General features: G+C 65.3%; 8 protein-coding genes and 2 pseudogenes. 6 read left to right on the forward strand and 4 right to left on the reverse strand.

From position 1 onward, the window contains the following. Window positions 1-113 precede the first annotated feature (113 nt). The 5 genes and pseudogenes from cobU (at window position 114) to NUV99_05590 (ending at window position 5634) form a co-directional block, all read left to right on the forward strand. A complete protein-coding gene (gene cobU / locus NUV99_05570; GenBank protein ID MCR4419591.1) occupies window positions 114-746 on the forward strand; it encodes a bifunctional adenosylcobinamide kinase/adenosylcobinamide-phosphate guanylyltransferase in 633 nt (210 codons plus the stop codon). Between the two features lie 39 nt (window positions 747-785). Continuing rightward, complete coding sequence (locus tag NUV99_05575) at window positions 786-2342, forward strand: cobyric acid synthase (GenBank protein MCR4419592.1); 1557 nt, start codon at window positions 786-788, stop codon at window positions 2340-2342. A gap of 9 nt (window positions 2343-2351) precedes the next feature. Then, window positions 2352-3749, forward strand: coding sequence for a cobyrinate a,c-diamide synthase (locus NUV99_05580; GenBank protein MCR4419593.1), 1398 nt, complete (start codon window positions 2352-2354; stop codon window positions 3747-3749). 110 nt (window positions 3750-3859) lie between these two features. Then, window positions 3860-4195: pseudogene (locus NUV99_05585) on the forward strand (sigma-70 family RNA polymerase sigma factor). Window positions 4196-4350: 155 nt separating this feature from the next. Beyond that, window positions 4351-5634 (forward strand): annotated as a pseudogene (locus NUV99_05590) (NAD-dependent epimerase/dehydratase family protein). 190 nt (window positions 5635-5824) lie between these two features. On the opposite strand, the gene ligD (NUV99_05595) reads toward NUV99_05590, so the two are convergent. After that, window positions 5825-6727, reverse strand: a complete 903-nt coding sequence (ligD, locus tag NUV99_05595; protein ID MCR4419594.1) for a non-homologous end-joining DNA ligase — start codon at window positions 6725-6727, stop codon at window positions 5825-5827. 93 nt (window positions 6728-6820) lie between these two features. Between ligD (NUV99_05595) and ligD (NUV99_05600) the strand changes: the two genes are divergently transcribed. Then, window positions 6821-7762: a non-homologous end-joining DNA ligase gene (gene ligD / locus NUV99_05600; protein ID MCR4419595.1), complete on the forward strand. Its 942-nt coding sequence runs from the start codon at window positions 6821-6823 to the stop codon at window positions 7760-7762. On the opposite strand, the gene NUV99_05605 is transcribed toward ligD (NUV99_05600), so the two are convergent. From NUV99_05605 to NUV99_05615, 3 genes are all read right to left on the reverse strand, one after another. Continuing rightward, the gene (locus tag NUV99_05605) at window positions 7740-8600 is read right to left on the reverse strand and encodes a Ku protein (GenBank protein ID MCR4419596.1); all 861 of its coding nucleotides are present in this window, start codon (window positions 8598-8600) and stop codon (window positions 7740-7742) included. The two genes, ligD (NUV99_05600) and NUV99_05605, sit on opposite strands and share 23 nt — an antisense overlap. 220 nt (window positions 8601-8820) lie before the next feature. Continuing rightward, on the reverse strand, window positions 8821-10188 hold the full coding sequence (locus tag NUV99_05610; protein MCR4419597.1) for a hypothetical protein: 1368 nt from the start codon (window positions 10186-10188) through the stop codon (window positions 8821-8823). A 169-nt stretch (window positions 10189-10357) separates the two neighbouring features. Then, window positions 10358-11188 carry an ABC transporter ATP-binding protein gene (locus tag NUV99_05615; GenBank protein MCR4419598.1) on the reverse strand — a complete coding sequence of 277 codons (831 nt, stop codon included), beginning with the start codon at window positions 11186-11188 and terminating at the stop codon, window positions 10358-10360. Window positions 11189-11192: the final 4 nt, after the last annotated feature.

Consider the following 11192-nt stretch of genomic DNA (forward strand, 5'->3'; position numbering starts at 1 on the left):
AGCACCCGGTACCGCCAGTCAACTCAAGTTAACTCGAAAGTGGGGATACGTCAGGGCCGGGGCCTGTTGATGGGCGTGCCTGGGAGGAATTATAATTTGAGGGAGGCTTTTTCGTGAAAGGGGTGGGCGGAATGTCGGGGGGCCTAGTGCTGGTTACCGGCGGGGCCAGGAGCGGCAAGAGCCGGTTTGCCGAGAATCTGGCGGCGGCCAGCGGCAGGCAGGTGGTTTACGTGGCCACCGCCGTAGCGGGGGACGAAGAGATGCGGCTGAGGATCGAACAGCACCGTCGGCGCCGCCCGCCAGAGTGGAAGACGGTAGAAGAGCCCAGGCACCTGGCGCGGGTGATGGTCCAATACGATGCGCCGGACCGCGTCCTGTTGGTGGACTGTATGGCGGTCTACCTCAGCAACCTGCTGCTGGACCGTCTCCCGCGGTACAGCGACCTCGACGAAGATGCTTTTCCCCTGCCCGGCCGCAAAGGGCTGGCCGAGGCGATAGAGGCGGAGATCGGGGAACTGGTGCGCGCGGTCTCGGAAGCAAAGTCCCGAATAATAGCGGTGACCAACGAGGTGGGGTGGGGGCTGGAGCCTGCCTACCCCTTGGGCAGGGCCTACCGCGAATGGCTGGGCTGGACCAACCGCCGTCTGGCCGAAGTTGCCCGGGCGGTGTACCTGGTAGTGTGCGGCCTGCCGGTGGAGCTGAAAGGCCGATCCGTCGAGGCGCGGTGGGAAGATGGCAGTCCATGAGCCTTTGAGAGGCGTATCAGCGCCTGGAGGGCGGAATAGATGGCCAGATACGTAATGCTGCAGGGCACCGGGTCTCACGTGGGCAAGAGTATCCTGGCGGCCGCCCTGTGCCGCATATTCTATCGTTGCGGTTACCGCGTGGCGCCTTTCAAGGCCCAGAACATGGCCCTGAACTCCTACGTCACCGCCCGGGGCGAGGAAATGGCCCGGGCTCAGGTGGTACAGTCCTGGGCCGCGGGTATCGAGCCGGAAGTGGACATGAACCCGGTACTGCTTAAGCCCACCGGGGATTCCCGGTCCCAGGTGGTAGTCCGGGGGAGACCGATAGGCAACGTGGGGGCCTGCGATTACCACCGCGATTTCAATCTTCGGCTATTAGACGAGGTAGAGCGGGCTCTGCGGCGTCTTTCCCAACGTTACGAGATTATAGTCATGGAGGGCGCCGGCAGCCCGGCCGAGGTCAACCTGAAAGAGCAGGAAATCGCCAACATGCGGGTGGCCAAGCTGGTGGGAGCACCGGTGTTGCTGGTGGCGGACATCGACCGGGGAGGTGCCCTGGCGGCCATCGTGGGCACGCTGGAGTTGCTGGACCCAGACGAGCGCGACCTGGTGGCCGGCCTGATCATCAATAAGTTCCGGGGCGATCTCGAACTCCTCCGACCCGCGCTGGAGTTCCTGGAGCGGCGAACCGGAAAGCCGGTGCTGGGAGTGATTCCCTATCTGGCCGACCTGGGGCTGCCGGAAGAGGACTCCGTTGCCCTGGAAGAATACCGCGACACAATTCCGGGCGGGCGGGAACTATCGGTAGCGGTGGTGCAACTTCCCCGTATATCCAACTTCACCGACTTTGACGCCCTTGCCCGTCAGCCCGGAGTGCGGTTGGCCTACGTGATCGGCCCCCAGTACCTCGGCGAACCGGATCTGGTGATCCTCCCCGGCAGCAAGAACACCATTGCCGACCTGGAATACTTGCGTCAGACAGGGATGGCGGAACAGATCGTCACCTTGGCCAGAAGAGGCGTTCCGGTGGTCGGCATCTGCGGCGGCTATCAGATGCTGGGGCGAGAGGTTAGAGATCCGGAGGGAGTGGAAGGAGCCGCCGAAAGGGCAGAAGGACTGGGCTTGCTGGATGTAGTCACCGTAATCCGACCCGAGAAGGCTACGTACCGTAGCCGGGGAGTCGTGTGCGGTCCCGGGCCTTTGCTCGGCGGGTGCCGGGGCATGCGGATCACGGGCTACGAAATCCACATGGGCGAGACCCGACGTCTCAAAACCGCCTCGCCGGCGCTGGTGATCACGCAACGGGGTGAACAAGAAGTCTTCCGGCCCGACGGGGCGGTTAGTCCCTACGGCTTGGTCTTCGGCACCTACCTCCACGGCCTCTTCGACAACGATGCCTTCCGGCACCACCTCCTGGAGGCGTTGCGGCGGCGAAAGGGCTTGCCCTCTGACGCCGGAGATTACTGCTACCAGGTAGAATTGGAGAGGAGTTTCGATCGCTTGGCTGCCGAAGTAGCCGCACACCTGGACCTGGCCAGGCTATCGGCGATCATGAACCTGCCTCGGCCCCTGATCGCCCCGGAAGTGGGAGGGTAAGGGTTGCGAGTGCCGCGGGTAGCCGTAGCCGGAGTAAAGAGCGGCGTGGGCAAGACCACTATTGCTGCCGGGATCATGGCTGCCTTTGCGGGCCGCGGGCTCAGAGTGCAGGGGTTCAAGGTGGGGCCCGACTACATCGACCCCACCTATCACGCGGCGGCTACCGGCCGGGTTTCCCGAAATCTCGATCCCGTGCTGGTCTCGCCGGAAGCGGTAAAGGAGAGTTTTCTTCGTGCGGCCCGGACGGCAGACCTGGCGGTCATAGAGGGAGTAATGGGCCTCTTCGACGGCCAGGTCGGTTCGGGTCACGGCAGCACGGCCGAAGTCTGCCGGCAACTCGATACTCCGGTGATACTGGTAGTAGATGCCTCTTCGCTGGGTCAGAGCGTAGCCCCCCTGATATGGGGCTACAGCCGGTTTGATCCCCGGGTGAGGGTCGCCGGAGTGATCCTCAACTGGGTGGCCGGCCCACGGCATGCCAGCCTGCTCAGGCAAGCGGTAGAGGGCGGAACCGGTATACCGGTAGTAGGCGTCGTGCCCCGCGAGGAGGCTATGAGCCTGCCTTCACGTCACCTGGGCCTGGTGCCGGCGGTGGAACGTGAAGACCTGGCCCGGGCCACCCGTCGCCTGGGGGAGATAGCCTCCCGCTACCTGGACCTGAATCGGATACTGGATCTGGCCCGTGGAGCTCCCGATCTTGAACCCCCGCCCGCCTCCGTCTTCCCGCTGGCGCCACCCAGGCAGCGGTGGCCGATTGCCGTGGCCCGCGACGCTGCCTTCCACTTTTACTACCAGGACAGTTTGGAGTATCTGGAGGCCCTGGGAGCCGAACTGGTGCCCTTCAGCCCGCTTGAGGACCGGTGCCTGCCCGGAGGAGCGGCCGGGGTGTACCTGGGTGGCGGGTTTCCGGAGGTTTTCTTGGAGTCGCTTTCAGCCAACCGTGCCCTCCAGGCCGAGCTGCGAAGGCGGGCGGCGGAAGGCATGCCCATCTACGCGGAATGCGGCGGTCTCATGTACCTCTGCCGGGAGGTGCGCGACGGGGAGGGCAGGGCCTGGCCGTTGGTGGGGTTGCTACCGGCCGACTGTTACCTGGAAAGGCGGCTGGTGAGCATGGGTTACCGGCAGGCCACCGTTCTGCGCCGCAACCTGCTTTTCGACGCCGGCCGGCGGGTTACGGGGCACGAGTTTCACTATTCGCGTTTGGAGGTAACTACTCCGGACTTTCCCTGGGCCTACGAGGTGGAGGAAGGCCAAAGTGGGTCCCGCGTAGAGGGATACGCGCGGGGGAACTTGCTGGCCTCCTACCTGCATCTCAATTTCTTGGGCTGCCCGGAGGGAGCGGCAAGGTTCCTGGAGGCGGCCCGGGGCTATGCCCGAGGCCTTCCGCCGGCGAAGCCTCCGGGCTGAGATCAGAGCCGGTGCCGGCCGCCCGGGGCGGGTCTCCCGGCCTCGGCCACCCCCTGCCTCCCGGGGGCAGGGGACAGGCACCAACCGGTGATGCTGCCAATATCCTGTTAGTGATTTCGACTGCCGGGGGGAAGGGCGTGCTTTCCGGCGAGGCGGGCTTCGTAGGCTATGTCACCAACACGGTGTTTCCCGATCCTTTGGGCGAAGCCGAGGAGGCCGTTCTGGTGGAAAGCCTTCTCCGCGGGGACCGGGAAGCCCGCAACGTGCTCATCGAGAGAAACCTCAGGCTGGTTGCCCATATAGTGAAGAAATTCGAGGGCACCGGAGAAGACCCCGACGATCTTATCTCCATCGGCACCATCGGTTTGATCAAGGCGGTCAATACCTTCGATCCTTCCAAGGGTACCAAGCTGGCTACCTATGCCGCCAAGTGCATTGAAAATGACAGGCTGCGGTCTAAACCTGGCGGGATTTTATGGTAATTCCAGGCCGCCTACGCCCCGGCTCCGGCTGGGAACGGTAGATTGTCGGGCCACTTGCGCCCCGTCCTTTCATTTGCGATAATAGTTAAGGCGTTAACGATTAGTTGGGAGGCGGGATCATGTTCGCCGTTACCGGCGCCACCGGACACCTGGGCAACAACCTGGTCCGGATTCTGGTTTCCCGGGGCTATGCGGTCAGGGCCCTGGTTCTCCCCGGCGACAGCCTGCGGCCGCTGGAGGGCCTTGAGGTGGAGATCGTGGAGGCTGACGTAAGGGACCTGACTTCCCTGGAGCGGGCCTTCAGGGGAGCGGAGGGGGTCTTTCACCTGGCCTCGGTGATTTCCCTCGCGCCCGGAGATGAGCCCTTGCTGGAGGCGGTGAACGTGGGAGGCACCGCCAACGTGGTGGAGGCCTGCCGCCGGGCAGGAGTCAGGCGGCTGGTGTACGTGAGTTCCATCCACGCCCTCCGCGAGCCTGCCGAGGGCGGCACCGTGGACGAGACCTGCTTTGCGGGTCCTGCCGATCTCCCCGACGCCTATTCCCGGACCAAGGCCCGGGCTACGGAGTTGGTACTGGGGGCCTCCGGTGAGGGGCTGGAGTGCGTGGTGGTGGCACCCACGGGACTTCTCGGCCCGTACGACTATGCGCCCTCGCTGATGGGAAGGGCCATTCTGGACGTCGCCCGGGGAAAGTTTGCCGTGACCTTCGACGGCGGGTACGATTTCGCCGATGCCCGGGATGTGGCCGAGGGAATAGTGGCCGCCTGGTTGCGGGGCCGACCGGGGCAGCTCTACCTCCTCCCCGGAGAGTGGGTTTCGGTGCCGTTCCTGGTGAACACCGTATGCCGGCTGGCGGGCAGGCCGTTGCCGCGGGTTCACCTGCCGTATTCCTTCATGATGGGCGTGGTGGGGTTGGTGGAGGCCGTGGGCTACCGCTGGATAAACCGGCAGGCGCTGAAGATCCTGGCCACCCGGGCCGTAATCTCCTCGGAGAAGGCCCGCTCGGAGCTGGGCTACCGCTCACGGCCGGTGGCGGAGAGCCTTGAGGATACCCTGGCCTGGTTCGAGGCCCAGGGGTGGCTGCGGGGGGTGCGGGCCCGGGCGGTCGCCAGGCAGGCGGGAAGCGCCGGCGGATTTGAGGCCCTGGTGATGACCGCCAACCGGGTAATCGAGGCCGGTCAGGCCTGCCTCAACCTCAAGCTCCGGGGGAGCCGGCTCACCGGCGCCGAGGCCAACGTCCTCATGTTTCTGTACACTCACGGCGAGGGAGTAATCCAGGAGGATATCGTAACCGGCATGGAGCTCACCCGGCCGGCGATCTCGCGCACTCTGAGAGAGCTGGAACGCAAGGGCTACGTGCACCGCTACCCGGCAGAAAGGGACCGCCGCTCCCGCCAGGTGTTTCTTACCGACAGGGCTTTCGAGGAAAAGGCACGGGTGGAGGAGGCCTATCGCCAGATTGTGGCCGCGGCCACGGAAGGCATACCGGAGGAGAAGGCCGGGGAGTTCCTGGGCTACCTCCGCCGGGTGGCGGAGAACCTGGACGCCTACCGGAAGGAACTGAAGATGGATAAGGCCGGATAGGTCGGGACCGTTACCCCCGTATGGAGTAGAGCAGACGGTCCAGGCCCTGCTCCTCCCGCAGCACCGGGGCAAAGACGTCGCCGCGCCGGGCCAGCATCTCGGGTACGGTGGCCAGGTTGAAACGGAGCGGGTCCAGCTTTTCGTCCTCCAGTTCTTCCCAGGTAAGGGGAAAGGATACGGGCGCTCCGGGGAGGGGGCGCACGCTGTACACCGAGGCAATGGTCTTGCCGCGCCCGTTTTGGCCCACGTCCAGGTAAACCCGTCCCGAGCGCCGCCGGACCGCCCTTTCGAGGGTGCAGAGGTCCGGCCAGGCGGCCACGCACCAGCGCGCCAGGGCGGCGAGGGCCCGCCGGACTTCGGCATAGGTGTAGCGGGGAGCCAGGGGCAGGTAGAGGTGCAGGCCGGTGGCCCCGGAGGTTTTGGGGTAGCACCTCAATCCCAGCCGGTCGAACAGGCGGCCGAGGCGCCGGGCCAGCAACCGGGCCTCGGCGAAACCCGCCGGCGGGGCGGGGTCGAGATCTACCACGGCAACCGTGGGATGGTCGGGCGCGTTCCACCGGGAGAGCCAGGGATGGATCTCTATCGAGCCTTGGTTTACCACCCAAAGCAACCCTGCCAGGTCGGCGACCAGCACGTAGGTAACCGCCGGGCGGCGGCCGCCGGAAGGCAGCGGCACCCGGGGCAGCCAGTCGGGCGCGTATTCCGGGCACTCTTTCTGGTAAAAGGAAGGGCCCCGGATGCCTTCCGGGAAACGGTGCAGCACCAGCGGACGTCCGGCGAGGTGCGGCAGGAGATAGGAGCTCACCTCCGCGTAGTAGCGCAGGAGATGGGCCTTGGTATAGCCTTCGTCCGGCCAGAACACCTTCTCGGGGTTACTCAGCCCCACTTCTAAGCCCTCTACCTTTACGGTCAACCTTGTCCGCGTACTCTCCACGATGCTTAGATTTGCCGGGACGGTGCGGGGGAATACTTCCTCCGAGACTGCTTCGTTGAGGAGGGACGGTTCGTGGTCGGCCGGAACCTGGTGCCCATGGAGCCGGTAACCTGGCCGGCACCCTTCGACCACCCGGACTGGCTCTTCCAGCCCAAGTGGGACGGGGTAAGGATCCTCGCCCACGTTCGGGGGCCGGAGGTCCGCCTGATCAACCGGCGGGGCAGGGAGCGGACGGCCCACTATCCGGAAATCGTAGAAGGGGTTAGGGCGGTTCTTAGGGGCCAAAACGCGGTGCTCGACGGGGAGATGGTCGTGTTCTGGGAGGGGCGGCCGAGCTTCCCCCGGGTCATGCGGCGCGAGACGGCCGCACCCGGGGGACCGTCCCTGGCCGTACTCCGGCGTACCCTCCCCGCCACCTACATGGTCTTTGACCTCCTCCACCTCGACGGCCGTGAGCTGATCGGACTGGAGCTGGAAGCACGCCAGGAACTCCTTCGTCGGCACCTCGTCGCCGGCGAGCCGGTGCTGCTGACCGACAGCTTCGATCAGGGCAGCCGTCTTTTCGCCGCGGTGGAAGAAAGGGGATGGGAGGGTGTAGTGGCCAAGCGGCGGGGCAGCCCGTACCGGTTCGGGAAAAGCCCGCTGTGGCGCAAGATCAAGGTCAGGCGGCGCCAGCCCTGCGTGGTGGGCGGTTTCACGGTAGCCTCGGGGGGAGTGGTGGGGAGCCTGCTGCTGGGCGTGTGGCGGGAGCAGGACCTGATGTACGTCGGCCGGGCGGGAAGCGGCCTCGGCGGTGAGGAACGGGAGGCACTTGCCCGGGTTCTGGCGGAAACCGTGCAGCCGGAGTGCCCCTTCGATCCGGTCCCCCGCATGCGGGGGCCGGCCGTTCGCTGGGTGGCTCCCCTCCTCAGCGTACTGGTGGAGTACGGCGAGTGGACGGAGGGGCTGCACCTCCGCCACCCGGTGGTCGTGGGTTTCAATCCGGTGCCGGTCAGCGCCTGTCGGCTGCCGTAGCCGCCTTGCGGCCCCGGGCGCTGGCGCGTCCGGCCCCGGCGCGCCCGGCGCGCGCCGCGGGAGCTCGCTCCTTTTCCGCCTGCTCGATGCTGGCCCGCAGGGCCTCCATCAGGTCCACCACCTTGGCCGGCGCCGGAGCCGGAGGGACCACTACCTGGCGGCCGGCGATCTTGCCGCCGATCAGTTCTTCCAGGGCCCGGCGGTAGCCGTCGTGGTACTTTTCCGGTTCGAAGGGTGCGGAAAGGCTTTCCACCAGCCTCTTTGCCATGTCAAGCTCGCGGGGATCAAGGGCTTGCGGGTAATCGATCTCCGGCAGGTTTTCCGGCCGCCTGATCTCGTCGGCGTAGAGCATGGTTTCCAGCACCAGCGCCCGCCGGTATATCCTCACGCAGGCCAGGGATTCCCGCTGGCGCAGGGCCACCTTGGCCAGGGCCACCCGGTTGGTGTCGGCCATGGCCCGGTGGAGGAGGGCGTAGGCTTTCTGTCCGCCGTCTCCCGGCGCCAGGTAGTAGGGCCGGCTGAAATACAGGGGATCGATTTCTTCCAGGCTCACGAAGTCGCTGATCTCGATGGCCCTGGTGGTGGGCAGGGGCAGAGAAGCCAGTTCCTCCTGCGTAACCACCACGAACTGGCCGCGGGCGTACTCGTAACCCCGAACGATCTCGTCGGCCCCAACGTCCGTCCCGCAGGCGGGGCAGCGCTTGGCGTAGGTAATGGGAGTATGGCACTTGCGATGCAGGAGGCGGAAGGAGAAGTCCTTCTCCTCCACCGCCGGATAGACCTTGACCGGGATGTTGACCAGGCCGAAGCTCAAGACTCCGTTCCAGATGCTGCGCAACCCTGTCCGTCCTTTCCCGTTGAGACAGCTCTGCACCGGGCCTCTAGGGAAAGTATTCTTCCTCGCGGCAAGTCCCATGCGTCTGTACAGGTGTCTGTAATAGTTGCTAGGCGCACTTATTTTACTTGAGGAAGGTTACCCACTACCGGCGGCTGGCCCAACTGGCAGAGGAGGTCTTGGGAGGGGAGACAAAACCGTAGACGGCTCCGTACTGACCCCCCTAGCGGTCGAGGGCCCACCAGCCGATAACGCTGCCGCTGCGCGGCAGTCTGATCCCTTCGCGGGCCTCCAGTTCCCGGGCCCAGTCGCCCAGGGGGCAGGCGTGGTGGATTATCAGCGGCACGCTATGGGCCGGCAGCACGTCGTAAGGGAGGCCGTAGGCGGCAAAGGTGCGCTGCATCTCGGCCAGGCTTTCCGCCGTATCCCAGGGAGTGGGGTGTATCAAACCGTGAACCGATCCCTCGCAGCTGGCGTAAGCCCAGTTGTCCGGAAACTCGTCCTTGAGCCGGCGCATGAGGTCTACGGCGGCAAGATTTGTTTGCCTGGTCGTTCCCTTGTTGAGGTTGCGCAGGATGCGGTCGTCGAAGGACTCCAGGCCCACCGAGGCGAGGCGCAGCAAAATCCCCCTTTCCCGGGCACGCTTCAGAGCCTCGCGGGCGTTATGCTCCTGGCGGACGAACCAGTCGGCCCGCATCACCAGGTCGACCTGTGAGATCTTGAGGCCCCGGGAGGCGATTTCGTCCAACAGCCGGGGCAGCTGGGGCAAGGGATTCTCGTTGATGAGCTCGAAGGGTATCTTGCTTCCGTTTTCTTCCGGCAGGGCCCGAATTTGTTCTACCACCACCTCTATGGGGAACCTGCCCGCGTAACCCTTGTCGGTGGCCACGTCGCAGAAGCTGCAGCCGCGAAGCCTGACCGGGATGGAGCTCTGCTTGCCCAACGCCGTAGGGTAGTCTACGGCAATTTCCTTTGCCGCCACCGCGTAGGGGCAGCCCAGTTGCTGTATCACCTGGGCGCTTTCCACCTTAAGGGGGACAAGACTTCCGTTGTCTACCCGGTAAAGGTTATCCCAGCGCACGAAGCGGAAAAAGGCGGCATCCCAGGGCCGCGCCGGATTCCGGCCCCCGCAGGTAACGATTCCCGCACCTTCCGGGGGAAGCGCAGGGTTCTCTTCCTGCAGTACGGGAATAATCTGTTCCGCCGGCCCCTGTACGGCAAAACTGAAACACCGGTGATAGCCCTGGAAGCGGTGCGGCTCCAGGTCTTTTCCTTCCTCGCCGAGGAAGTCCACCGCCGCCTGGGGGCCGCCGAGGACGGTAGTGACCCCGTCCTGCTTGAAGGAGGCGGCGAGTTCGAAAAGCTCGGGCCGGCCGCTGAGGGTGGAAAAACCCACTACGGGCCTATCCTCGCCCAGGTAGGAGTAAATGGCCTTCCTGACCTCGGCGTGGGGCTCCTCTCCCGTGAGCGCCACCACCAGGCACTCGTAGGGGGTGTTCTCCTGGATTACGGTGGCCGCCAGCTGCGGGCCGAGCATGCCGTAAGTCTGACCCTGAAAGTAACTGGTGATGATGACCATCCTGGGACGCATGGTGCGCGGCCACCTTTCCCGGCTCGATCTGGCCCAAGCGCCTTTGCCGGCCGCATCCCGCCGTATCGCCTCCCCCAACTTAACACGAGCTTTGAGCCCGAGTCAATGGCAAACCGGCCTCACGCTTCCCCCGAATGGCCCGCCTTCGGCAGGCAAGGGAGGCGGTTGACTACTCGAAGGCGGAAGGCACTTGTACCTCCGCCGACTCCGGGCGGTGGGGTTCGATGCCCGACGATTCCACCGGCACGGCCACCCGGACCCCCGAGGAGGTGAAGTCCACCTGTATCGGCAGGTCGTACACCCGGCTCAGTACGCGGTCACACAACACTTCTTCCGACGGGCCCATGGCCACGACGTGCCCGTCGCTTATCAGAGCACAGGAGTCGCAGTAGAGCAGCGCGAGGTTGGGGTCGTGAACGGTGAGGATGACGGTCAGGCCCTTTTCCCGCGCCAGGCGGCACACGGTGCGCATCACCCTCACCTGATTGTTCAGGTCGAGGTGGGCGGTGGGCTCATCCAGAAGCAATACGGGGGTGTCCTGGAATATGGCCCGGGCCAACAGGGTGAGCTGGCGCTCTCCGCCGCTCAGTTCCGGAAAGGGCCGGCTTGCGAGGTGCCCGATGCCCAGTTCGTTCATGACTGCCGCTGCCGCCTCTCGGTGCCTGGCGCTGGGCGCAGCGAAGGTGGGCAGTCTGGGCGCGATCCCCATCAGGGTGACGTCGATGGCGCGAAAAGGCAGGAAGGCGTCCGTGCCCTGAGGAACCACTGCCATCCTGAGCGCGAGATCCTTGCGCGCCATTTTGGAGATCTCCCGACCCTGAAACAGTATCCTGCCGCGCATGGGTCTGATGATCCCGTTAATGCACCGCAGCAGGGTAGACTTGCCCGAGCCGTTGCGCCCGAGTATTCCCCACACCTTTCCGCCGGAAAAGCGCAGGTAGACGTCCCTGAGAACCGGGCGGCCGTTGTAGCCGCAGTAGAGCCCTTCTATCTCGATCACCGCG

Source organism: Clostridia bacterium (assembly GCA_024653205.1).
In the GTDB taxonomy this organism is placed as follows: Bacteria; Bacillota; DSM-521; order Neomoorellales; family SLTJ01; genus JANLFO01.

What these genes read in the sequence shown, in the direction of transcription:
- NUV99_05610 (MCR4419597.1), bottom strand. Translation starts at nt 10,188, where the DNA reads ATGCGTCCCAGGATGGTCATCATCACCAGTTACTTTCAGGGTCAGACT.
- NUV99_05575 (MCR4419592.1), top strand. Translation starts at nt 786, where the DNA reads ATGGCCAGATACGTAATGCTGCAGGGCACCGGGTCTCACGTGGGCAAG.